Here is a 25,323-nt window from a genome sequence, read left to right as displayed (position 1 = left end):
TTATCAAGACCAAACGCCATTAAGATAAAAATGACTTGAGCATGGTGTCACTCAACCACCTTAGCAGCTCAACTGCAAATTTTTAAGGCAGGCGTAAACCTGGGGTAAATTTTTCATTGCAATTTTAATTTAAAGGGTCCAAACTGAGTAAATTAACAACTCATCGTACCAGTGTAATAACACGGGAGAACAAGCATGTTATACAAGAGCGAGTCCTTTGTAGTTGATTTTTACAAAGGCAATATCGCTGAGTTCAAGTTCTGTATGCCAGGTTCGGTAAACAAACTATCTCAGCAAACCCTACAAGAATGTGGCAAAGCATTTGCCGAACTTAGCCAACGCGATGATATCGCGGCGATGGTTTTCACCAGTGACAAAGACCATTTCATCATCGGCGCCGACATTTTTGAATTCTTACCGACTTTCCAACGCCCAGAAGAAGAACTAGTTGGTTGGATCAAGTCAGCAACAGATATTTTCGATGCCATCGAAGACCTTCCGTTCCCAACTGCATCTGCCATTGATGGTCTTGCACTTGGCGGTGGGTGTGAATGGCTACTTGCAACGGATTACCGTATCGCAAGTCAAAACGCAAAAATCGGCCTACCAGAAGTTAAACTAGGGATCATGCCTGGTTTCGGCGGTACGGTACGCTTACCACGTATTATCGGTGCTGATAATGCCATGACGTGGATCACCACAGGTAAAGAAAACCGTGCAGCAGACGCATTAAAAGTCGGTGCAGTTGACGGTGTGGTTGCAAAAGACAAATTAGTTGAAGCGGCAGTAAAAACTCTTGAGCAAGCGGTAGCGGGTAAACTTGATTGGCGTGCAAAACGTCAGCTAAAACTTGACCCACTTAAACTAAACCGCGTTGAGCAAGGCATGAGCTTCGCAATGGCTGAAGGCCTAGTGATGGGTAAAACCAAAGGTCACTACCCTGCACCTGTGATGGCGGTAAGAACAATTAAAGCTGCAGCAAATGCAACACGCGATGAAGCCATGGCAATTGAAAATGCTAACTTCGCAAAGCTAGCTAAAACAGCAGAAGCGGCCGCGCAAACGGGTATTTTCTTAGCAGACCAATACATCAAAGGCGTTGCGAAGAAACAAACTAAACAATCTTCTACTGAAATTAAACAAGCGGCAGTACTGGGTGCAGGTATCATGGGTGGCGGTATCGCTTACCAATCTGCTTACAAAGGCACGCCGATTGTCATGAAAGACATCAACCAAGCGGCCCTTGATCTAGGTATGAATGAAGCAGCAACCCTACTTGGCAAAAAAGTAGAACGCGGTCACATGAAGCTAGACAAGATGGTTGGCACGCTAGGTAAGATCAAGCCAACACTGAATGATGCAGACTTAGCTGGCTCTGACATTGTGGTTGAAGCAGTAGTTGAGCACCCACAAGTTAAGAAAACAGTGCTTGCAGGTCTTGAAAAGCAATTACCTGAAGGCACGATTTTAACCTCGAACACGTCAACAATCCGCATTGATGAACTGGCTGAAGCACTAGAAAAACCAGAGCACTTCTGTGGTATGCACTTCTTCAACCCAGTGCCAAAAATGCCGCTTGTTGAGATCATCCGTGGTGAAAAGACCTCAGATGAAACAGTTGCAGCCGTGGTTGATTACGCATTAAAGCTTGGCAAGTCACCTATCGTGGTAAACGACTGCCCGGGTTTCTTTGTTAACCGTGTACTTTTCCCTTACTTTGCAGGTTTCAGTAAACTCGTTGTTGAAGGCGCTGACTTTACTAAAGTAGATAAAGTCATGGAAAACGTATTTGGTTGGCCTATGGGTCCGGCATACCTACTAGACGTTGTCGGTATCGATACAGCAAATCATTGTACGGGTGTGATGGCTGATGGCTTCCCTACTCGCATGGCTCGCCAAGATAAAGATCCGGTTGCGGTTCTTGCAAATGCTGAGCGTTTTGGTCAGAAGAACCAAAAAGGTTTCTACCAATATGCACCAGATCGTCGCGGTCGCCTTAAGAAGAGCAAAGACGCTGACGCAGTTGCATTGCTAAGCAGCATTTGTGATGCGGCAACTGAGTTTGATAAACAAACTATCATTGAGCGTTGTATGGTGCCAATGATCAACGAAGTCCTACTTTGCTTACAAGAAGGCATTGTCGCTTCTCCACAAGAAGCAGATATGGCGCTTATCTATGGTATTGGTTTCCCTCCATTCAGAGGCGGTGCATTCCGTTACCTAGATCAAATTGGCCTAGCTAACTTTGTTGCTATGGCTGACAAGTACGCACATCTAGGTGAAATTTACCAAGTATCAGAACAGACGCGTCAATGGGCGACTGAAGGTAAAGTATTCTATGCCGTGGAGGGCCAATAACATGACTATGCAAAATGCAGTAATCGTTGATTGTCTTCGTACGCCAATGGGCCGCTCTAAAAACGGTGTGTTCAAACACCGTCGCGCAGAAGACTTAAGTGCACATCTAATGAAAGGTATTCTTGAGCGTAACCCACAAGTTGATCCTGCAAGCATCGACGATATTTATTGGGGTTGTGTTCAACAAACCCTTGAGCAAGGCTTTAACGTGGCGCGAAATGCGGCACTGCTTGCTGGTATTCCTCACACAGTGCCAGCGGTTACCGTTAACCGTTTATGTGGCTCATCAATGCAAGCACTGCATGATGCAGCGCGCGCAATTATGACTGGTGCTGGTGACACTTACCTTATCGGTGGTGTTGAGCACATGGGTCACGTACCTATGACACATGGTGTTGATTTCCACCCAGGCTTATCAACGTCAGTAGCACAAGCAGCTGGTTCAATGGGTTTAACCGCTGAGTACCTTGCAACGATTCATGGTATCAGCCGTGAGCAACAAGATGCATTCGCGGTACGTTCACACCAACGAGCACATGCTGCGACTGTTGAGGGTCGTTTCGCTCGTGAGATTTTACCAACTGAAGGTCACGATGATGATGGCGTGCCAGTATTAGTAGAAAACGACGAAGTAATTCGCCCAGAAACAACACTTGAAGGCTTATCGCAACTTCGCCCTGTGTTTAACCCTGCTTCAGGCACGGTGACTGCGGGTACTTCATCGGCACTGTCAGATGGTGCATCTGTGATGCTCGTAATGAGTGAAGAGAAAGCCAAAGTACTAGGCTTACCTATTCGTGCCCGTGTTAAGTCAATGGCGGTTGCAGGTTGCGATCCATCAATCATGGGTTACGGTCCAGTTCCGGCAAGTAAGAAAGCTCTGAAGCAAGCAGGTATTACTATTGATGATATTGATGTAGCTGAGCTTAACGAAGCATTTGCTGCTCAGTCTCTACCTGTATTGAAAGATCTTGGTCTACTTGAAGTGGCTGACGAGAAAGTGAATCTAAATGGTGGTGCGATTGCCCTAGGTCACCCACTGGGTTGTTCGGGTTCACGTATCAGTACGTCACTTATCCACTTGATGGAAGACAAAGGTGCAAAATATGGTTTAGCCACCATGTGCATTGGTTTAGGCCAAGGCATCGCAACGGTGTTTGAGCGCGTAGAATAAGCCCAAAACAGCTCACTTGCTGAGTGAGCTGTTAAAGCGCTTGCGCTCATTTCTCTTGTCGAGAAATTATTCAAAACGCAAAACTCAACTTGGTGAACCAGTATTTCAGTCATGAATGCTGGTACAAAGGCAAAGTGTGAAAACGCTTTGCCTTTTTTCGTTTAGCGTGTGAAGCTCAAATTAGTCGCTTGCAATGGTTTATTTGTCATCGCGCAGTGGGTAAAATATTCGCCCTATTTTTAGCTTGTTTAAGAGAGTCACCATGCCATTTTCTAATCCCGATCATACATTAGATGCAATCGGTCTTCGTTGTCCTGAGCCTGTGATGATGGTACGTGGTGCGGTGAGAAAAATGTCTAATGGTGAAACGTTATTAATTATCGCCGATGACCCATCAACTACCCGAGACATTCCAAGCTTCTGTGAATTTATGGACCATACATTGGTTGCCAAAGAAGTTGAACAAGCGCCTTTCCGTTACTTAGTAAAAAAGGGCAAATAAGCCCTTTTTAAACCTCAACCTTATCAATTATGACTGAAGAAGGAATTGCATTTCCATTTTTTTCTCGTATAGATATTTCTTGTTCAATAGGAAAAAATTTAAAATTTAAATCTTTTGCAATGACACCACTATCTTCGAATAAAGTGGTATCTAAAGTATAAACATACCCTATATTTCCTCCATGCTTTGCAAATGATTTTGCTATTTCAAAGCTCTTACTGGTAGAAACCCAAGCAAACTTATAATTAGAAGAATCATATTGGTGGAATATACAAGAATTTAAATCTCCTTCTCCACATTCAAATCCAGCTCCAGCTTGCACAGCATCCTCTCCTGCACATGGTACAGCATTGATTACATCTGATTTTGGAACTAGCCTGCCATTGTTTAATTCATCAATAGTTTTACTTACACCTCTATAAAGCTTCATTTTTATCCTTTACTCACCATGACCATAGGTGATGCCGAGTTTCGATAATCAAAGGTGATGGTGTACCACCCCTTTTTACTCGGTGCAAAACTAAAGTAGTTATATACAGTATCGCAGTTCGCTGGTATTGGTTTATTTAATTGCAGTGAGCCTGACGACTGATAACCACAGTTGAAACCTTTACTCCACGACTCATCGGCAATTTTAAATTCATACACCTTGCCTGGTGTCATAAACTTTGCGCGTACTGTGTAAATGCCCGGCTGTTGTGCACCCAGTTTATAGTGAGGCTCTGCATCCCATAAGGTGAAGTCACCACGCAGATACATGTCTCTATCGAGGGGTTTTACATTCGGCTGAATAGTTTCTTGGCCTGGAACATATACCTGACTCGAACACGCAGAAAGTAATAAAGCCAGTAACGCTGCGGATAGTTTTTTCATACTTTTAAATTCCTCTCAGCCATTTTGCTCAGCTTGTTCTGAGCTCTTCTAATTGATATTCATTAGAATCTAAATAACTGTAAAAGTGCTAAGTATTATGTAAAAGAATTTATAACTCTCTAACACTAAATGACAAAAAGCCAACCTCATAGGGTTGGCCTTTTAAGTTTTTTGGTCAACTCGACTAGTTCTGTAAAACAGAGATATCCGCTGTATTTAAGAACAAGCGACTTAACTGACTTAGTAGTGCTAAACGGTTATTTTTAACCGCTTCATCATCAGCCATTACCATCACGTTATCGAAGAAGTTATCTACCGCTTCACGTAGGCTTGCCAATTGCGTTAATGCACCTTGATAATCGCCAGCTGCGTATACAGGTTCAAGCACTTTGGTTAACTCAGCAACTTGTGCTGCTAACACTTTCTCTGCGTCTTCAGCTAATAATGCATTGTCTACAGCAGCATCGCTGGTCACATTATTCTTAGCAAGAATATTGTTTACACGCTTATTCGCCGCAGCCAAGCTTTCAGCTTCAGCCAATGTACGGAAGTGACTTACCGCTTTAACACGACGGTCGAAGTCAGCCGGTGAAGATGGACGACGCGCCAATACCGCTTGGATCACATCAACACTGATCCCTTCATCTTGATACCAAGCGCGGAAACGACCTAGCATAAATTCAAACACGTCTTCAGCCACATTGTCATTGCTTAGCTTGTCAGCAAATAATGCCTGAGACTTAGCAACGATGTCATGGATGTCTAACTTAAGCTCTTTTTCAACCATGATGCGAAGTGCACCGATGGCTGCGCGACGAAGTGCAAACGGGTCTTTGTCACCTTTTGGTGCTTGACCAATACCAAAGATACCCACTAGCGTGTCGAACTTATCTGCCAAGGCAACAGCATAGCTGATAGGATTTGATGGTAAGTTATCACCAGCAAAACGCGGCATATATTGCTCGTTTTGTGCTAGCGCAACTTCTTCTGCTTCGCCGTCAATACGAGCGTAATGCATACCCATTACACCTTGTACGTCAGTGAACTCCATCACCATTTCAGTCATTAGGTCTGTTTTACTTAATAGACCTGCACGCTCAGCTAATGCCTTGTCTGCACCTACTTGCTCAGCGATATAACCCGCTAATGCCGCAATGCGCTCTGACTTGTCTTTTAACGTACCAAGCTGCTTTTGGAACAATACGCTACCTAAAGATTCTAGGCGGCTTTCAAGGGTTTTCTTTTTATCGGTTTCAAAGAAGAATTGTGCATCAGCTAGACGAGGACGAACGACCTTTTCGTTACCAGAGATAACCACATTTGGATCTTTACTTTCGATGTTAGACACGAATAGGAACTTATTAATTAAGTTGCCTGCTTTGTCTAATAGCGGGAAGTACTTCTGGTCGTCCTTCATAGTATAGATAAGCGCTTCGTCAGGTACAGCTAAGAACTCTTCTTCGAATGACGCTGTTAGTGTAACCGGCCACTCAACGAGTGAAGTCACTTCTTCAAGTAGGTCTTCATCCATTGCCACAACCGCGTCAACTGCCGCAGCAGCTTCTTCGATTTGTGCACGAATTTGTGCTTTACGCGTTTCATAGTCTGCAACAACATAAGCTGACTTAAGCGTTTCGAATACCTCATCAGCGTGGTTTACAGTTACACGTGCAGGGTGGTGGAAACGGTGACCTTGCAGTTCATTACTGATCGCTTTACCTAGCACTTCACCTTGTACTTGTGTGCCACCTAGCAGTGCAGCCACAGTATGTACAGGACGAATAAACTGTGTTTTGTTTGCACCCCAACGCATAGGTTTTGGAATAGGTAATTTAGCCAGTGCTTTATTAATTGCATCAGCAAGTAGCTCTGTAGCCCCTTGACCTTTTACTGTCGCACGGTGAAGTAACCAAGCGCCCTTTTCTGTTTCTAGCGTCTCAGCTTCGCTCACTTCGATACCACAACCACGCGCCCAACCCATGGCCGCTTTAGTTGGATTACCGTCAGCATCAAAAGCTGCCTTAGTCGCAGGACCACGTTTTTCTACAATTTTATCTTGTTGCTGTGTCGCAAGCGCTGCAACCTGCACACCTAATCGACGTGGTGACGCATACCAATTGATGCTATCGAAAGATAGCTCTAGTGCTTTCAACTCTTCAGTTAGGTTGTCAGCAAAAGCCGTTGCTAGTTTGCGCAGTGATTTTGGTGGTAACTCTTCAGTACCAATTTCTACTAATAAATTTTCAGTTGTCATGATCAGTCCTTACAAAGCGGGAAACCAAGCGCTTCACGCGCTTCATAATATGCCTGCGCACATGCTTTAGATAATGCGCGTACACGAAGGATATAACGTTGACGCTCTGTTACTGAGATAGCATGACGGGCATCTAATAAATTGAAGGCATGAGATGCTTTCATTACCTGCTCGTATGCTGGCAGCGGTAAACCTGCTTCGATCAGTTTTTCACTTTCTTTTTCACACTGATCAAACTGTGCAAATAATACATCTACATTTGCATGCTCAAAATTATACGTCGACTGTTCTACTTCGTTTTGATGGAATACATCACCGTATGTCACTCGACCCATTGGACCATCAGCCCATACTAGATCATAGATGCTGTCTACGCCTTGTATATACATTGCTAGTCGTTCAAGACCATAAGTGATTTCGCCAGTTACCGGTGCGCATTCTAAGCCGCCCACCTGTTGGAAGTAGGTGAACTGAGTCACCTCCATACCATTTAACCACACTTCCCAGCCAAGACCCCAAGCACCTAGTGTTGGTGATTCCCAGTTGTCTTCTACGAAACGAACTTCATGCGTTAACGTATCGATGCCCATCGCAGCTAGAGAGCCTAAGTACAACTCTTGAATATTATCTGGAGATGGCTTTAACACAACTTGGAATTGGTAGTAATGTTGAAGACGGTTTGGGTTCTCACCGTAGCGGCCATCTGTTGGGCGACGACACGGTTGCACATAAGCACTCGACATTGGCTCTGGGCCAATTGATTTTAAGAATGTCAGTGGGTGGAATGTACCCGCGCCTACTTCCATATCAAGTGGCTGAGCGATCACACAGCCTTGCTGTGCCCAGTAATCCTGTAGTGCCAGGATCAAGCCTTGAAAGGTTTTTAAATCGTATTTTTGCATAGTTGGCTTAATTTAATTTGGCTCATTGCGCTTTACTAGCTCACATCAAATGGCTAATCACGCAGGGTTTTGTGATTGAAAATTATGCTCAGTATACCGCGTGCTGTGCAGGGTTTTAAGCATCAAACATAAAAAAAGGCGGGAAAACCCGCCTTTTTAAATATTATTTCAGAACTCGATTAAACGTCTAAGTTCACAACACGTAATGCATTGCTTTCGATGAACTCACGACGAGGTTCAACTTGATCACCCATTAGTGTCGCAAACAATTGGTCAGCTGCAATGGCATCTTCAATGGTTACCTGAAGCATGCGACGTGCGCCTGGATCCATCGTTGTTTCCCAAAGCTGATCTGGGTTCATTTCACCCAATCCTTTATAGCGTTGTGTATACAAGCCACGCTTAGATTCACTCACCAACCAATCAAGACCTGATACAAAGTCAGTAACTGGATGCGTCTTCTCACCACGTTGTACGTAACCACTCTCTTCCATCAAGTTCGCCATTTGCTTACCTGTGTTTGCGATACGTACATAATCTTTAGACGTAATGAAGTTATAGTCTAGTGTATAAGCTTTATCAACACCGTGCTGACGGATCTTAACCACTGGGTAGTACATATGACGCTCTTCGTCGTACGCTACTTCAGCATTAAAGATAGTTGCATCTTCATCTTTTTCTACAAGGTCAGCGACTAAACGTTCAGTCCAGCTAGTTACTTTATCTTTATCAGATAGATCAGCTTCTGTGATCTCAGGCTGATAAATTAAACGATTCGTTACTGATGCAGGGTATTTACGATTTAATCGCTCTAACACTTCTACCGTTTTCTGATAATCATAAACGATATTTGCTAGCGCATTGCCTTCAATTGCAGCAGCACCTTCAGCAGGATATAACGCTGCACCATTTAGTGCTAACTCTAACAAGTAACCAGTAAGCGCATTTTCATCTTTGATGTACTGCTCTTGTTTACCTTTCTTCACTTTATAAAGTGGCGGCTGAGCAATATACACATAACCACGCTCAATGATTTCTGGCATTTGACGGTAAAAGAAGGTCAATAGTAACGTACGAATGTGCGAACCATCGACATCAGCATCGGTCATGATGATGATACGGTGATAACGTAGCTTTTCTGGGTTGTATTCGTCACGGCCAATACCGCAACCAAGTGCAGTAATAAGCGTTGCAACTTCTTGAGAAGATAGCATCTTATCAAAGCGTGCTTTCTCAACGTTCAGAATTTTACCTTTCAGTGGCAGGATTGCTTGGTTCTTACGGTTACGACCTTGCTTTGCAGAACCACCCGCCGAGTCACCCTCCACTATATATAGTTCAGAAAGTGCTGGGTCTTTTTCTTGGCAATCAGCTAGCTTACCTGGTAAGCCCGCTAAATCCATTGCGCCTTTACGGCGAGTCATTTCACGCGCTTTACGTGCCGCTTCACGAGCTCGCGCTGCATCAATAATTTTGCTTACTACCGTTTTAGCATCACCCGGGTTTTCTAGTAAGTATTCAGTTAGCTTTTCAGCCATCGCTTGTTCTACAGCAGATTTAACTTCACTTGATACAAGTTTATCTTTGGTCTGTGAAGAGAACTTTGGATCAGGCACTTTAACACTTACAACAGCGGTTAAACCTTCACGCGCATCATCACCTGTCGCGTTGCTTGCTGTTTTCGCTTTCTTGTTAAAGCCTTCTTTTTCCATGTAGTTATTCAGTGTACGAGTCAGTGCAGCACGGAAACCCGCTAAGTGAGTACCACCGTCACGCTGAGGAATATTGTTCGTGAAACAGTAAATGTTTTCTTGGAAGCCATCATTCCACTGCATTGATACTTCAACACTAATGCCATCTTCACGCTCTGAAGTGAAGTTGAATACATTCTGATGTACAGGTGTTTTCTTACGGTTTAGATATTCAACGAAAGCTTGAATACCACCTTCATATTTGAAGTGGTCTTGCTTATTCTCTTCACGCTCATCAGTCAGGATAATACTCACACCCGAGTTAAGGAATGAAAGTTCACGAAGACGTTTTGCAAGAATATCGTAGTGGAAATTTGTATCAGAAAAAGTTTCAGCACTTGGCCAGAAGCGTAACTCAGTACCCGTAGTTTCAGATTCACCAATCTCCGCTAGCGGTGCATCTGGTACACCCATCGTATATTTTTGCTGGTGAAGTTTACCTTCACGACGGATTGTAAGTTGTAACTTTTCAGATAGCGCGTTTACTACTGAAACACCTACACCGTGAAGACCACCTGATACTTTATATGAGTTATCATCGAATTTACCACCGGCATGAAGCACCGTCATGATAACTTCGGCAGCTGACACCCCTTCTTCAGGGTGAATAGAAGTAGGAATACCACGTCCATTATCTCGAACTGATACAGAACCGTCAGTATGAATAGTTACGAAGATATCATCACAATAACCAGCTAATGCTTCATCAATTGAGTTATCTACTACTTCGAATACCATATGATGAAGACCAGTGCCATCATCTGTATCCCCTATATACATTCCCGGACGCTTTCTTACCGCATCCAATCCTTTCAGTACTTTAATACTGGACGAATCGTAATTTTCAGACATGGGTTTCTTCCAATTTTATGTTGTTAAACTGCCATGTTTCACGTGGAACATTTTCTTTTCTCTTTGTATTGGTTCCACAACAGCAGAAATACTTTCAGCAGTAATAGCCGTAATAAATAGCTGTGACTGACATAATTTTAATAATTCAGCCACACTAGTCATCGTTTCTTCCCCTAGCTCTGAGGGTAAATCATCGATTAGCAATATTGACTGCTTTTTTGTTTCGGTCTCAATCAAGGTGTTTTGCGTAATCTTTAACGCATACAACAACAGTTTTAACTGACCCCGAGAAAAAATATTTTCTATACTATGACCATTTATATAAAAGCTAAAATCAGCTTTATGTGGCCCTTTACTTGTATAGCCAAGCTTAACATCACGCTCAAAGTTCGCTTTTAACGTGCTTGCTAAGTCCTCTTTCCAACCAGCATCATAACGTAATTCTAGGCCAGAAAATATAGGTATTTGACCCACTATTTTATCAAAAAAATACGCATTAAACCTCTCTATATAGGCTTTTCTTGCGATATTTATTTGATCAGCCACCTTAACGAATTCAACGTCCCAGAATTTGATTTGCTCGGCGTAATTATGTGGACGAGACTTAAGGAGTGCATTGCGTTGTTTCAAAATTTTATTGAACTGACGCCAGGCATTAAAAAAAGATTGTTCCACGTGGAACACACCTAAATCTAAAAATTTTCTGCGCTCTTTAGGGCCACCAAAAAACAATTCATAGCTTTCAGGTGTAATAACTTGCACTGGTAAAAGTTGCGCCAACTCCGAGATTTTTCTACTGGCTTGCCCTTGTATTTTAAGCTGTGTTTCACCCTGCTTATTTTTACTAATACCTACAGGTATAGACAAGTTAAGATGTTGTTTTTTAGCATGAACAATACAGGCGTCTTGCTCGTAATGAATAAGAAGTTTTTGCTTGTTGGTACGAAAAGATTTACCGTGAGAAAGAAAATAGATGGCTTCGAGAAGGCTGGTTTTTCCACAGCCATTCGCACCATAGATGATATTAATGTCTGCGCTTGGCTGAAAAGATAAAGCCTCAATATTTCGAAAATGATTGAGGCTAATATGATTCAAGCTCATAAACTATAGACGCATTGGCATCACAACATACACTGCATCATCTTGGCTTACGCCCTCAATTAATGCACTTGAGTTTGAGTCAGATAAAGTGAACTGAACATCTTCAGTTTTTAGAGTATTAAGTACGTCTAAAACATAAGAAACATTAAAGCCAATTTCTAAATCATCGCCTTGATAACCCACTTCAACCACTTCTTCGGCTTGTTCTTGTTCAGGGTTGTTTGCTGTGATCTTCAATAAGCCACTTGATAAATTAAGGCGAACACCACGGAACTTTTCATTCGATAAAATTGAAACACGTTGAAATGCACTACGTAACCATTCACGATTTGCAGTCACTAATTTATCGCCACCACGTGGTAAAACACGACGATAATCAGGAAAACGACCATCAACTAATTTACTAGTAAACGTAAACTCACCATCAATTAGACGTACATGATTCGCACCAAACTGAATGGTAATTAACTCATCGTCAGCTGGTAAAAGGCGCATAATTTCTTGTACACCCTTACGAGGAATAATTAACTGACGCTGCGTATTTAAAGATTCAGATAATGGCTGAGAAGCGATTGCTAATCGGTGACCGTCAGTAGCAACTGTTTTAATCTCATTATTATCAACTTCAAATGACATGCCATTTAGATAATAACGCACATCTTGGTTTGCCATTGAGAAATGCGTACTTTCAAGTAAACGTCTTAACTCTAAACGGGTCGTCTTGAATTCAACTTCGCCATCCCACTGTTCAAGATTCGGAAAATCTTCTGCCGCTAATGTCGTTAAAGAAAAACGACTTTTACCACTGGTTAATAAAACTTGATGCTCTTGCATGGCAAAAGTAAGTTCTGACCCATCGGGTAAGCTTTTACAGATATCGAGAAGCTTCTTAGCCGGCAAAGTCAGTTTGGCGTCTTCTGCTGGATTTTCAAGGTGCGAACTCGCAACCAATTCAATCTCTAAATCAGTACCCGTCATTGCTAACACGCCTTCTTTTATTTCTAACAATACATTAGAAAGAATTGGCAAAGTGTGCTTACGCTCAATGGCACCAGAAACCTGCATTAACGGCTTTAAAAATTGCTCTCTTGAAATTGTAATTTGCATAATAAATTAAGCCCGAAAATTAAGACGACAATGTTCTAATTAAATTTTGATAATCTTCTTTTACCTCATGACTTTCGTCACGAAGAGATTTTACCTTACGGCAAGCATGTAACACAGTGGTGTGATCTCGACCACCAAATGCATCACCAATTTCAGGTAAGCTGTGGTTTGTTAATTCTTTAGATAACGCCATCGCCACTTGTCTTGGTCTTGCAACCGAACGACTACGACGCTTGGATAATAGATCAGACACGCGAATACGATAGTACTCAGCAACCGTACGTTGAATGTTATCGATCGTAACCAACTTATCTTGTAGTGCTAATAAGTCACGCAGTGCTTCTTTTACGAAATCGATAGAGATTGGACGACCTGTGAAGTTTGCATTTGCAATCACACGGTTAAGCGCCCCTTCTAATTCACGTACATTTGAACGCAATTTTTTCGCGATAAAGAAAGCCACTTCATGCGGTAAATTAATATTACTCTGCTGTGCTTTCTTCATCAGGATTGCCACACGCGTTTCAAGCTCAGGAGGCTCAATGGCAATGGTTAAACCCCAACCAAAACGAGATTTTAATCTGTCTTCTACCCCTTCAATTTCTTTCGGGTAACGGTCAGAGGTTAAAATAATTTGTTGATTGCCTTCTAATAAAGCATTAAAGGTATGGAAAAACTCTTCTTGCGAACGCTCTTTGTTTGCAAAGAATTGAATATCATCGATCATCAAAGCATCAACACTGCGGTAATAACGCTTAAATTCTTCAATGGCATTATTCTGAAGTGCCTTAACCATGTCTTGAACAAAACGTTCAGAGTGCATGTAGACAATTTTGGCATCTTTTTTCTTTTCCATGATGCCATTACCCACCGCGTGTAAAAGGTGAGTTTTACCTAAGCCTGTACCACCATATATAAAGACAGGGTTAAACGCATTACCCGGATTGTCGGCAACTTGCGTTGCAGCCGCTTTAGCTAACTGGTTTGATTTACCTTCAACGAAGTTATCAAACGTATAGTTTTCTTTAATATTAGATTTATAACCAGATTTAGGGGCGGGCTCTACTTTTTGTTCAGTAACAGGCTGAGCTGTTACTTTAGCTTGTTCGCTGCTAGTCGCTTGAGGTGAGACATTATTTGTCTGCTCTGCAGCAATATTTACTTGAGCGGCCGCTGGAGTGCCAACATCAAAACGCAACTCAGGCGCTTCATCACCACAAATTTCAACTAATAACTCATTGATACGATTGAGATACTTTTCTCTAACCCAATCTAAAACAAAGCGATTAGGTGCATAAATGGTCAAAGTATCATCGGTACTCTCTGCTTGCAGTGGCCTGACCCACATACTAAATTGCTGAGATGGCAATTCATCTTGCAACACATATAAACAACTTTGCCAAACAGACAGATACACGCTGAACAACTCCAATGGGTTAATATTCCCGTACATAGTAAAGAGTACAAGAATTGATTAATTATTATCATAAAATATAAGTGGAAGCCGGGTATTATGAATTGATCTTATCCACAACTTCAATATTGACTTTTGCAAAAACTAGGATCTTGTTGATAAAAATAATTAAATACATGTTTTATAAAGGTTTTTATTTTAGATCCGAGCAATAGATCATAACAAAAAACAACCAAGATCACACGCGATAATTGTGATCAAATTAAGTTTTCCCAAGCTTTTGTTCAGATTGACCCCAAGACCTGTGGAAAACCCAAATAAGATCAGATCCTTTAAGATCTGCTATCCTTTTTATCTCGATCACGGGTATAATGCAGCCGCTTTTATATAGGGCGAATCAAGTTGATTATTTTTACAACTATTTTGCCCTGTAAATGAGATTATCATTGACTTTCGTCGTCCTCGGCATTAATATCTCGCGCTCGCAATGGCACCTGTGCCAGGATCGCGACCTGCATAGGATGTTTTAACCTTAACCGATCGGATGGAATTGTTATGAAAAGAACTTTTCAACCTAGCGTATTAAAGCGTAAGCGTACTCACGGTTTCCGTGCACGTATGGCTACTGCTAACGGCCGTAAAGTTTTAGCACGTCGTCGTGCTAAAGGTCGTAAAGTACTTTCTGCTTAATCATTAGTGGAAAGCTTTAGCTTTGGCAGGGAGTTACGTCTGTTAACTCCCTCGCACTACTCCCGTATATTCAATGAACCTGCTCGTGCAGCAACACCCTTCTTTACTTTATTAGCTAAACCAAATGAAGCTGGTCAACCAAGACTAGGTCTCACTGTTGCTAAAAAACGTTGCAAACTGGCTGTTCAAAGAAACCGCATTAAACGCCTTGCCCGTGAGAGCTTTCGTTTAAATCAACATAAACTTGATAACATCGATATTGTCTTGATGGTTAAATCAGGTGTTGATGAACAATCAAATGAAGAGCTAACTAAACAGCTTAATAAACTTTGGTTAAAAATAAATGAACGTTGTAAGCCAGGTGCGCCAAAACCTAAACCTTACAAAAAGCGTCCTTATAAAGGTAAGAAACCAGCTAAAACTCAGCAAAAGTAGTGTATTAAACTTCTGCTGAATAGCTTTACCCCCCTATTTAAGGTATCTTTAGCTCACCTTTTAAACATTCAATGCGTGACCATGGCACAAGCTAAAAAAAAGTTGACCTTTGCATGGCTATTAAGCCTGCCGAAACTTGCTTTAATTGTGCTAATTAAAGGCTATCAAAATTTTATTAGTCCGTTACTTGGTCCTCACTGTCGCTTTAATCCAACTTGCTCCAGTTATGCAATTCAGGCAATTAATTGTCATGGATCGATAAAAGGGAGTTGGTTAGCGCTCAAACGCATATTAAAATGTCACCCTTTAAGCGCAGGTGGGGATGACCCCGTACCTGAGAAGTCCAACAAAGTTAAACACCAACACGAGAAATAAGAGCTGTTATGGAATCACAACGCACGTTTTTATTTATCGGTTTATTGCTTGTGTCGTTTTTATTGTTCCAAGAGTGGAATAATGAAAAACTTCAAGCGAATGCCGATACCAGTGCCACTACACAACAAGTCACTGCACCTTCTTCATCAATCGCGCAAGATGATGATGTGCCAGCATCAACTCAAAACGATGTACCAGCCGCAGTTACTAAAGCAGTTCGTTCAGTTATCACAGTTAAAACTGACGTACTAGATGTAAAAATTGACACCAAAGGCGGTGATGTTGTTGAAGCGAAGTTATTACAACACGCAGAAACACATGGCAGCGATACACCATTTTTACTGTTAGGTGAATTTGAAGGCCGCCAATATATTTCACAAAGCGGTTTAATTGGATTACATGGCCCGGATGCAAACCCTGAAGGTCGCCCTGTTTATACCGCGCCACAAAAAGCGTATGAACTATCAGGCGATGAGTTGCGTGTACCACTGACTTTTGTTGATAACAAAGGTGTTCAGTACACAAAAACTTATGTATTTAAAGCAGGTAAGTATGATGTTGCACTAGAATACACAGTCAACAACACCACTGCTGACCCAATCCAAGTCCAGCTTTACACGCAAGTTAAGCGCACTGTGCAAGCAAAAGGCAGCATGGTTGACCAAACTTACTTAGGCGCAACCTATGGTACTTCTGAAGAGCCATACGAAAAGTATAGCTTCGAAGATATGGCTGAAGCGAACTTAAGCAAAAACACGCAAGGTGGTTATATTGCTTTCATTCAGCACTATTTCTTAAGTGCTTGGGTACCAGACCAAACCGTAAACAACACGGTTTATACATTACTGCGTAATAACCAAGGTATCATTGGTATTAAAGGCGAAGCGGTAAATGTACAAGCAAACAGCACGACCAACATTAACTCGACTTTCTACATGGGTCCAAAAGATGGTGATGCACTTGAAGCTATCCATGAAGACCTAGATTTAGCAGTAGACTTCGGTTGGTTATGGTTTATTTCTCAGCCACTACTTGTACTTCTAAAACTACTTTATAGCTTCATCGGTAACTGGGGTGTGGCAATCATCGCTATCACTATTTTAGTTAAGATGGCGCTTTACCCACTGACTAAAGCGCAGTACACGTCTATGGCTAAGATGCGTGCGCTTCAACCTAAGATGATGCAATTAAAAGAGCGCTATGGTGATGACCGTCAAAAGATGGGTCAAGCTACTATGGAGCTTTACCGCAAAGAGAAAGTAAACCCTATGGGTGGTTGTTTGCCGCTATTACTGCAAATGCCTATTTTCTTAGCGCTATTCTATGTATTCCTAGAGTCACCTGAATTACGTCATGCCGAATTCATGTTCTGGCTAACAGACCTATCAGCAAAAGACCCATACTACGTATTACCAATTCTATTTGGTGCAAGTATGTTCTTAACGCAGAAGCTGCAGCCTATGACTGTAACTGATCCTATGCAGCAAAAGATGATGACGTACATGCCAATCGTATTTACATTCTTCTTCATCTTATTCCCATTCCCATCAGGTCTAGTACTTTACTGGTTAGTATCTAACTTGATCACCATTGCACAGATGCTTTACATCTATCGTGGTATGGAAAAACAAGGGATCAAAGTTCGCGACTAATCGCCTACTTTAAATATTCCAAAACGCCTGCTTATTGCAGGCGTTTTTGTTTCAGCCTTGATAACTTATATTTCTCAACTCTGCCCAATCTGGCTGACACTGATGCTTTAGAGTACAATTGCAGTATTGTAATTGCTCAGCAAAAGAATCCATGATTAATCAAGACACCATAGTCGCACAAGCTACCGCGCCCGGTCGTGGTGGTGTAGGCATCATCCGAGTTTCGGGTAGCTTATCTACTCACGTAGCCGAAAAGATTTTAGGCAAATGTCCTAAGCCTAGATATGCTGAATATCTTTCTTTCAATAGTCTTTCAGGCGAGCAGCTTGACCAAGGTATTGCCCTATTCTTCAATAACCCACACTCTTTCACGGGCGAAGATGTATTAGAGCTTCAAGGCCACGGTGGACCCGTTGTAATAGACATGCTGTTAAAAGAGATCTGCCAAATTGAAGGCGTACGTTTAGCGCAACCTGGTGAATTCTCAGAACGTGCTTTCTTAAACGATAAAATGGATTTAACACAAGCTGAAGCCATTGCTGACTTAATCAATGCAACCAGCGAACAAGCTGCCAAAAGCGCCCTACACTCGCTGCAAGGTGATTTCTCAAAACACATTCATACGCTGGTGGAAAAAGTCATTCACCTGCGTATGTATGTTGAAGCTGCTATCGACTTCCCAGATGAAGAGATCGATTTCTTATCAGACGGTAAAGTCGCTGGCGATTTAGCAGCCATCATCACGCAACTCGATGAAGTGCGCCAACAAGCGAAGCAAGGCAGCATTATGCGTGAAGGTATGCGCGTGGTGATAGCAGGTCGTCCTAATGCGGGTAAATCTTCGCTACTGAATGCCCTAGCAGGACGAGAAGCGGCCATCGTGACTGACATCGCAGGCACCACGAGAGACGTACTGAGAGAGCACATTCACATTGATGGTATGCCGCTACATATCATTGATACAGCAGGTCTTCGGGAAAGCCCTGATAAAGTTGAGCAAATCGGTATTGAGCGCGCATGGGATGAAATTCGCCAAGCCGATCATGTGCTATTTATGGTTGATGGCACAGATACCACAGAGACCGACCCTATGCAGATCTGGCCTGAGTTTATGCAGCAGTTGCCTGATGGTATGAAAGTGACTGTGGTACGCAACAAGATCGATCTCTCAAATGAAGCGGTAAATCTCGATAAAGCGGGTCAGTATCCCCTACTTCGCTTAAGTGCTAAAAGCACCGAAGGTGTCGATTTGCTGCGTGAACATCTCAAAGAATGTATTGGTTTTACCGGTGCCACTGAAGGCGGATTTATGGCAAGACGTCGTCATTTAGACGCCTTAGAGCGTGCCGCCGAGCATTTAGATATCGGACAAACGCAGCTAGAAATGCATGTAGCGGGTGAGATCTTGGCTGAAGAATTACGCCTCACTCAACAACATTTAAATGAGATCACCGGTGAGTTTAGCTCTGATGATCTACTTGGTAAGATCTTCAGCTCATTTTGTATCGGTAAGTAACGGTATACCCGCTCAAAAGCGCCGCATATCCCCTTTTGTGGCGCTCATTTTCCTAAAAGCCAGCCCATTATTTCATCAAATTAAATAACCAAAACCTAGACTAAGTTAAAAACCTTTAATTCTTCTCATCGCCGTGCTGCAAACCCCCAACTTTTAAGGCTTCCTTGGATTAAATCAGACGAATCACGTCACCAAAAAGCGATCTCTTTCGAGAAAAAACAAACCTCAGAGCCGATCAATCAGCAAAGTACAGTTTGATCAGACCAATAAATAGACCTTTAACCTCCCTATTCGGATCTATTTTCAGAATTTATAGAACATTTAATTATATAAACTTATTTTTTAGATCCAAAAGTAAGTGAAGCAAAATAAACAAGATCGAGTTATACACAAGCAGTCTATCCACATTGCTAAAATATCACCACAAAAACCTAAAAAAAGATCTTTTTAAGCCCCTTAACTCATCGAAGAAAATAAACTAGACGCAACTTTCACTCAGTTTATCCACAAATTAACAACTAAAGAACAACGAGGAATAAATTATTAATTTATTATAAATCAGTAAATTGAGTTAAAAATGCTGATTTCATAGGCATTAAAAGTTATCCCAAGTTTAAATCCCCTCTTTACTTCTTCCACAGGCACATTATGATAGCCGCTCAAAGTAGATAGGATGAGTTAAATGCCGCAAGTTGACATCATTGTAGGTAGCCAGATGGGATCAGCGGAGTATGTCGCTGAGCAACTTCAAGAAGCCCTTGAAGATCAAGGTTTCGAAGCCGTGCTTCATGAGCAGCCAAATTTTGATGATTGCCAACAGGCAAATTGGCTGGTGGTAACCTCGACTTATGGTGCTGGAGATTATCCAGACAATTTACTGTCATTTATTGAGCAAATAACAGCGCAATCTTCTTTGTCACAGCTCAAACATGCAGTTGTCGGAATTGGCGACAGTAGTTACGACACATATAACTATGCTGCAAAGAACTGTGATGCACTGTTAAGAAGCAAAGGATCACAGTCTTTATTAGCACCATTAGAGATCAATGTGCTTGATGAAGCCTTGCCAGAAGATACTGCTTTAGCTTGGCTGCCAAACTTGATCGAAAAATTGGCAGATAACTAGAAAGATCTTTTACACAGAAGTTATTCACAAAATCCTCATATATCAGATCGGATTGTGGATAACCTTTGATCTAACTGCTGATCTACGCATACTTATCCCTTGGATAAATATTTCCCGATCTGAGGCTGTGAATAAAACGCCGATTTGATCAACGCTTATACCGAGTAAGATCCGATCTAATTCACATCTATTGATCTGATCTAAGTTTATGCTTTTAAAGATGTAGTTAGAGTTACACACAGATCTTACGATCACTAATAGTAAGATCTAATAAAAGATCTTTAAAAAGATCCTTATATATAATTAGTGATCACTTTTTCGTATTTTCTAGGCTGTTTAATATTTAAGCGTTTCACTTCTGAGTTTTTCTAGGTAGAATACGCATCCTTTCAAAATTCACCGGTTGTTTTAAGTAGGATCCCGTAGATGATTTATCATGAACATTTTGATGTAATAGTTGTTGGTGGCGGTCATGCAGGTACTGAAGCTGCATTAGCGGCTGCACGCATGGGCATGAATACCCTATTGTTAACCCATAATATGGATACTTTAGGCCAAATGTCATGTAACCCAGCAATTGGCGGGATCGGAAAAGGACATCTGGTAAAAGAGATCGATGCACTTGGTGGTGCAATGGCCAAAGCGATCGACAAAGGCGGGATCCAATTTAGAACTTTAAACTCGTCTAAAGGTCCAGCGGTTAGAGCAACTCGTGCACAAGCTGATCGCGCACTTTATAAAGCAGCGATCCAAGACATTTTGCAAAACCAAGAAAACTTGAAGATCTTCCAACAGTCTTGTGATGATCTCATTGTTGAACAAGATCAAGTTAAAGGCGTCGTGACTCAAATGGGTCTACGTTTTAGTGCACAAACGGTAGTTCTAACTGTTGGTACATTCTTAGGTGGCCAAATTCATATTGGTTTAGAAAACTTCTCTGGCGGTAGAGCCGGCGATCCACCTTCAATTGCATTAGCAAAACGCTTAAGAGAACTGCCATTCAGAGTTGACAGACTTAAGACGGGTACGCCACCACGTATTGATGCCCGTACAGTTGATTTCTCAGTGATGCAAGAGCAACCGGGTGATACACCAACACCGGTATTCTCTTTTATGGGTAAGCAAAGCGATCACCCACAACAGATCCCTTGTTACATTACTTATACCAATGAAAAAACTCATGATGTGATCCGTGATAATTTACATCGCTCACCAATGTACGCAGGTGTCATTGAAGGTATTGGTCCACGTTATTGCCCATCTATTGAAGATAAAGTGGTTCGTTTTGCTGATAAAGAAAAGCACCAAATTTTTGTTGAGCCTGAAGGCCTGACTTCTTATGAACTTTATCCGAATGGTATTTCGACAAGTTTACCGTTTGATATTCAGCTCGATATTGTTCGTTCAATTAAAGGGTTTGAAAACGCGCACATCTGTCGCCCTGGCTATGCAATTGAATATGACTTCTTTGATCCGCGTGATTTAAAACAATCTTTAGAAACCAAATTTATTAATGGCCTATTCTTCGCCGGTCAGATCAATGGCACGACTGGTTATGAAGAAGCGGGTGCACAAGGTTTGATCGCAGGTATGAATGCGGCATTACAAGTACAGGGCAAAGATGCTTGGACACCACGTCGAGACCAAGCTTATACAGGTGTACTGATTGACGACCTTGCAACATTAGGTACTAAAGAACCGTACCGTATGTTCACTAGCCGCGCAGAATACCGTCTTCTTCTTCGTGAAGACAATGCTGATCTTCGCCTAACAGAAAAAGGTCGTGAACTAGGCTTAGTCGATGATGAGCGCTGGGCGGCTTTCAATGAAAAACTCGAAGTGATGGAACAAGAAACACAGCGCGTTCGAAGTACTTGGATCCACAAAGATCACCCGGCACTTGACCAAGTTAATGCGCTGCTTAAAAAGCCATTAACGCGCGAAGCAAGTTTAGAAGATCTGATCCGCCGTCCTGAAGTTGCACAAGTTGATCTATATAAAATCGAAGGGCTTGGATCTGAGTCAGACAACTGGCAAGCATTAGAGCAAGTTGAGATCCAAACCAAATACGCAGGTTATATTGCTCGTCAGCAAGATGAAATCGAAAAATTGATGCGTCATGAAGAAACGCAAATTCCTGCTGACTACGACTATAGCCAAGTAAGTGGCTTATCGAATGAAGTGGTTGCCAAGCTTTCTGATGCCAGACCGCAAACTATTGGTCAAGCATCTCGTATTTCTGGTATCACCCCAGCAGCGATTTCGCTATTATTAGTCTATTTGAAAAAGCAGGGCTTACTTCGTAAGTCAGCATAAGCCGCAAGGGTAGACTGTGTTACAACCATTACTGACTTCTTTATTAGCACAAACGGATATTGTGCTAAGCGACAAACAACAGCAACAACTGGTTGCTTATGTCGAATTGCTTGATAAATGGAATAAAGCCTACAACTTAACTTCTGTACGTGATCCTAAAGAAATGATGGTGAAACATATCATGGATAGTTTAGTGGTAGCGCCTCACTTAACAGGCAAGCATTATATTGATGTAGGTACAGGCCCTGGCTTACCGGGCATTGTACTTGCTATTGCTTTACCTGATACCCAATTTGTATTACTGGATAGTTTAGGCAAACGTGTGCGCTTCTTAATGCAGGTGAAACATGCATTAGGGTTAGATAATGTCACGCCAGTACAGTCTCGAGTTGAAGAATATCAACCAAGTGTTAAATTAGACGGGGTACTAAGCCGTGCATTTGCATCATTACAAGATATGGTGCAGTGGTGTTCGCATTTAATTGATGACTCAGGTCGATTTATTGCTTTGAAAGGGCAATTTCCTGATGAAGAACTTGAAAACCTGCCAACGGGTACCAAGTTCGAACAAGATATTAGTTTAGATGTGCCTAAATTAGATGCTGAGCGACATTTAATTATTCTGTCAAAAGACTAAGTTGAGGGTAAAGTGGCAAAAGTTATTGCAATCGCAAACCAAAAAGGGGGCGTGGGTAAAACAACCACCGCCGTAAACCTTGCCGCATCAATGGCCGCAACCAAACGCAAAGTATTACTTATCGATTTAGACCCACAAGGTAACGCCACTATGGGTAGTGGTGTTGATAAGTATGGCGAGGTTGCCACCATCTACGATTTGTTAATCGAAGAAACACCAATCAATGACGTGGTTTGTAAAGAAACGTCTGGCGAATATCATTTAATTGCTGCAAACGGTGATGTTACCGCAGCAGAAGTTAAATTAATGGAATTATTCGCTCGAGAAGTAAGATTAAGAAATGCCTTAGAGGCAGTTCAAGATCAGTATGAATTTATTTTTATTGATTGTCCGCCTTCATTGAATATGCTGACAGTCAATGCCATGGCGGCAGCGGATTCTGTTTTAGTGCCTATGCAATGTGAATATTACGCATTAGAAGGTCTAACTGCCTTGATGGATACCATCACTCAGCTTGCTAAGTTGGTAAACCCTAACTTACAGATTGAAGGCATTCTGCGCACTATGTACGATCCGCGTAATCGACTTGCCAATGATGTGTCTGAACAATTAAAACAGCACTTTGGTGAGAAAGTATACCGTACAGTGATCCCAAGAAATGTACGTTTAGCCGAAGCGCCAAGTTTCGGTGCGCCAGCCATGTATTACGATAGAGCATCAAGCGGTGCAAAAGCATATTTAGCATTAGCCGGTGAAATGTTAAGACGTAAAGAGCAGCAAACGGCTGCTGTTGCGTGAGAGGATAATAATAAATGTCAGTAAAAAAACGTGGTTTAGGTCGAGGCTTGGATGCCTTATTAAGTTCAGCAAAACCAGCTCCGGCTGTGCCTGTTGAAGTAGCAGCACCAGAACCTGAATTACCGGCCACTGCACCTGAGCAAGAAGTTGCATCGACAACCAGTACTTCACAAACCGATAATGAACTTCGTCGTTTACCAATCGAGTGGCTTCAGCGTGGCAAATATCAACCACGTAAAGACATGTCTGAAGAAGCGCTAGAAGAACTTGCCAGTTCAATTCGTGCACAGGGCGTACTGCAACCTGTTGTTGTGCGTGAAATTGCCCATGAAAAGTTCGAAATCATCGCCGGTGAACGCCGTTGGCGTGCTGCACAGTTGGCACAACTCGATGTTATTCCTTGTTTAGTTAAAGACGTTGCCGATGAAGCGGCGGTTGCCATTGCACTGATTGAGAACATTCAGCGTGAAGATCTGAATGCCATGGAAGAAGCAGTTGCACTTGAGCGTTTATTGAACGAATTTGAATTAACACATCAGCAAGTTGCAGAGGCGGTAGGCAAATCTCGTACTACGGTCACCAATTTATTGCGTTTAAATAACCTCAACGATGATGTAAAGAAATTGTTAGAGCATGGTGACATCGAAATGGGTCATGCCCGTTGTTTACTTGCTCTGACTGGTGAAGTGCAATCAGAAGCGGCTCGAACAGCCGTTGCAAAAGCGTTGACGGTACGTGAAACAGAAAAATTAGTGCGTTCAATCCTTGAGCCAGCGGATAAAAAACAAACAAAAGAAAAAGACCCTGATGTCAGATTGTTAGAACAACAGTTGGCTGAAAATTTAGGGGCGAAAGTTGAGATTAATTACAATCAAAAAGGCAAAGGAAAACTGGTCATCTCCTATGCAAATCTCGATGAATTAGATGGCATTCTTAGCCAAATTCAGCCAGATCTACAACAACCTTCCTAACGCATAATTATTAGACGAAAGTGGCGCTGAAAATGTGTCACATTTCGTCGCTGCAAGTTGCAAAATCACCAAAAATAAGTATAATTTCGCCAGTTTTCATACCCTGATAAATTTTTGCGTCATTAAGGTAAATTAAAAGTGACAAATTCGTTAGCAGGCCCATATAGGCGTGCCGCATTAAAAGGTGTTTTACTTCAGGGTATCGTAGCAACAATCGCTGCAGTAATAGTTTTAGTTGGTTGGGGAGTACAAGCAGGCGCTTCAGCATTAGCTGGCGGTCTAGTTATGGTACTTCCTAATTTTGTATTTGCTTTATATGCATTCAGATATATGGGCGCCAGTAAAGCAGAACAAGTGTTTGACTCGATAAAACGAGGCAACGGATTAAAATTTTTGATTACCATTTGCTTGTTTGCACTAATATTTAAGCACTTTGCTGTCATGGCTTTGCCATTTTTCTGTTGTTATATATTAGTGATGTTTGCACAGTGGTTTTCACCGATTTTTTTTAATCATTAA

Annotated in this window: 22 protein-coding genes; 14 read left to right on the top strand and 8 right to left on the bottom strand. The window is 42.0% G+C overall.

The features are described 5' to 3' along the window. The first annotated feature begins 195 nt into the window (after nt 1-195). The 3 genes from fadB (at nt 196) to tusA (ending at nt 4,034) form a co-directional block, all read left to right on the top strand. Nucleotides 196-2,358, top strand: a complete 2,163-nt coding sequence (gene fadB / locus AAEU28_RS19055) for a fatty acid oxidation complex subunit alpha FadB (RefSeq protein WP_421965511.1) — start codon at nt 196-198, stop codon at nt 2,356-2,358. A 7-nt stretch (nt 2,359-2,365) separates the two neighbouring features. Next, entirely contained in the window at nt 2,366-3,532 is a 1,167-nt protein-coding gene (gene fadA / locus AAEU28_RS19050; protein ID WP_421965528.1) for an acetyl-CoA C-acyltransferase FadA, read from the top strand. Nucleotides 3,533-3,794: 262 nt separating this feature from the next. Next, entirely contained in the window at nt 3,795-4,034 is a 240-nt protein-coding gene (gene tusA / locus AAEU28_RS19045) for a sulfurtransferase TusA (RefSeq protein ID WP_421965510.1), read from the top strand. A 7-nt stretch (nt 4,035-4,041) separates the two neighbouring features. Here tusA and AAEU28_RS19040 read toward each other — a convergent pair whose 3' ends face one another. The 8 genes from AAEU28_RS19040 to dnaA all read right to left on the bottom strand — a co-directional run bounded on the left by AAEU28_RS19040 (nt 4,042) and on the right by dnaA (nt 14,291). Continuing rightward, on the bottom strand, nt 4,042-4,464 hold the full coding sequence (locus tag AAEU28_RS19040; RefSeq protein ID WP_421965509.1) for a hypothetical protein: 423 nt from the start codon (nt 4,462-4,464) through the stop codon (nt 4,042-4,044). A 2-nt stretch (nt 4,465-4,466) separates the two neighbouring features. Further along, nucleotides 4,467-4,907 carry a hypothetical protein gene (locus AAEU28_RS19035; protein WP_421965508.1) on the bottom strand — a complete coding sequence of 147 codons (441 nt, stop codon included), beginning with the start codon at nt 4,905-4,907 and terminating at the stop codon, nt 4,467-4,469. Between the two features lie 184 nt (nt 4,908-5,091). Continuing rightward, nucleotides 5,092-7,161 carry a glycine--tRNA ligase subunit beta gene (gene glyS, locus AAEU28_RS19030; protein ID WP_421965507.1) on the bottom strand — a complete coding sequence of 690 codons (2,070 nt, stop codon included), beginning with the start codon at nt 7,159-7,161 and terminating at the stop codon, nt 5,092-5,094. Nucleotides 7,162-7,163: 2 nt separating this feature from the next. Then, nucleotides 7,164-8,063, bottom strand: coding sequence for a glycine--tRNA ligase subunit alpha (gene glyQ, locus AAEU28_RS19025; RefSeq protein ID WP_404392437.1), 900 nt, complete (start codon nt 8,061-8,063; stop codon nt 7,164-7,166). Between the two features lie 179 nt (nt 8,064-8,242). Beyond that, nucleotides 8,243-10,666 carry a DNA topoisomerase (ATP-hydrolyzing) subunit B gene (gene gyrB, locus AAEU28_RS19020; RefSeq protein ID WP_138483175.1) on the bottom strand — a complete coding sequence of 808 codons (2,424 nt, stop codon included), beginning with the start codon at nt 10,664-10,666 and terminating at the stop codon, nt 8,243-8,245. A gap of 15 nt (nt 10,667-10,681) precedes the next feature. Then, nucleotides 10,682-11,767: a DNA replication/repair protein RecF gene (recF, locus tag AAEU28_RS19015; RefSeq protein WP_421965506.1), complete on the bottom strand. Its 1,086-nt coding sequence runs from the start codon at nt 11,765-11,767 to the stop codon at nt 10,682-10,684. A gap of 3 nt (nt 11,768-11,770) precedes the next feature. Continuing rightward, nucleotides 11,771-12,874 carry a DNA polymerase III subunit beta gene (gene dnaN, locus AAEU28_RS19010; RefSeq protein ID WP_421965505.1) on the bottom strand — a complete coding sequence of 368 codons (1,104 nt, stop codon included), beginning with the start codon at nt 12,872-12,874 and terminating at the stop codon, nt 11,771-11,773. A gap of 19 nt (nt 12,875-12,893) precedes the next feature. Further along, nucleotides 12,894-14,291, bottom strand: a complete 1,398-nt coding sequence (dnaA, locus tag AAEU28_RS19005) for a chromosomal replication initiator protein DnaA (protein ID WP_421965504.1) — start codon at nt 14,289-14,291, stop codon at nt 12,894-12,896. Between the two features lie 552 nt (nt 14,292-14,843). Here dnaA and rpmH point away from each other — a divergent pair. From rpmH to AAEU28_RS18950, 11 genes are all read left to right on the top strand, one after another. Next, nucleotides 14,844-14,978, top strand: coding sequence for a 50S ribosomal protein L34 (rpmH, locus tag AAEU28_RS19000; protein ID WP_008488847.1), 135 nt, complete (start codon nt 14,844-14,846; stop codon nt 14,976-14,978). A gap of 6 nt (nt 14,979-14,984) precedes the next feature. Beyond that, entirely contained in the window at nt 14,985-15,413 is a 429-nt protein-coding gene (rnpA, locus tag AAEU28_RS18995) for a ribonuclease P protein component (RefSeq protein WP_058031496.1), read from the top strand. A gap of 81 nt (nt 15,414-15,494) precedes the next feature. Next, entirely contained in the window at nt 15,495-15,788 is a 294-nt protein-coding gene (gene yidD, locus AAEU28_RS18990) for a membrane protein insertion efficiency factor YidD (protein WP_138633454.1), read from the top strand. Between the two features lie 8 nt (nt 15,789-15,796). After that, nucleotides 15,797-17,440, top strand: coding sequence for a membrane protein insertase YidC (gene yidC / locus AAEU28_RS18985; RefSeq protein WP_421965503.1), 1,644 nt, complete (start codon nt 15,797-15,799; stop codon nt 17,438-17,440). A 151-nt stretch (nt 17,441-17,591) separates the two neighbouring features. Further along, nucleotides 17,592-18,956: a tRNA uridine-5-carboxymethylaminomethyl(34) synthesis GTPase MnmE gene (gene mnmE / locus AAEU28_RS18980; RefSeq protein ID WP_421965502.1), complete on the top strand. Its 1,365-nt coding sequence runs from the start codon at nt 17,592-17,594 to the stop codon at nt 18,954-18,956. A gap of 682 nt (nt 18,957-19,638) precedes the next feature. Beyond that, complete coding sequence (gene mioC, locus AAEU28_RS18975; protein WP_421965501.1) at nt 19,639-20,082, top strand: FMN-binding protein MioC; 444 nt, start codon at nt 19,639-19,641, stop codon at nt 20,080-20,082. 426 nt (nt 20,083-20,508) lie between these two features. Next, nucleotides 20,509-22,398, top strand: coding sequence for a tRNA uridine-5-carboxymethylaminomethyl(34) synthesis enzyme MnmG (mnmG, locus tag AAEU28_RS18970; protein ID WP_421965500.1), 1,890 nt, complete (start codon nt 20,509-20,511; stop codon nt 22,396-22,398). A gap of 16 nt (nt 22,399-22,414) precedes the next feature. Then, nucleotides 22,415-23,035 carry a 16S rRNA (guanine(527)-N(7))-methyltransferase RsmG gene (rsmG, locus tag AAEU28_RS18965; RefSeq protein WP_138483157.1) on the top strand — a complete coding sequence of 207 codons (621 nt, stop codon included), beginning with the start codon at nt 22,415-22,417 and terminating at the stop codon, nt 23,033-23,035. A 12-nt stretch (nt 23,036-23,047) separates the two neighbouring features. Then, complete coding sequence (locus AAEU28_RS18960; RefSeq protein WP_058031487.1) at nt 23,048-23,833, top strand: ParA family protein; 786 nt, start codon at nt 23,048-23,050, stop codon at nt 23,831-23,833. A 14-nt stretch (nt 23,834-23,847) separates the two neighbouring features. Continuing rightward, nucleotides 23,848-24,804, top strand: a complete 957-nt coding sequence (locus AAEU28_RS18955) for a ParB/RepB/Spo0J family partition protein (RefSeq protein ID WP_421965499.1) — start codon at nt 23,848-23,850, stop codon at nt 24,802-24,804. A 138-nt stretch (nt 24,805-24,942) separates the two neighbouring features. Beyond that, nucleotides 24,943-25,323: an ATP synthase subunit I gene (locus AAEU28_RS18950; RefSeq protein ID WP_130254907.1), complete on the top strand. Its 381-nt coding sequence runs from the start codon at nt 24,943-24,945 to the stop codon at nt 25,321-25,323.

Source organism: Pseudoalteromonas sp. SS15 (assembly GCF_049257195.1).
GTDB lineage: Bacteria > Pseudomonadota > Gammaproteobacteria > Enterobacterales > Alteromonadaceae > Pseudoalteromonas.
This window is presented reverse-complemented; position numbering and strand designations above follow the sequence as displayed.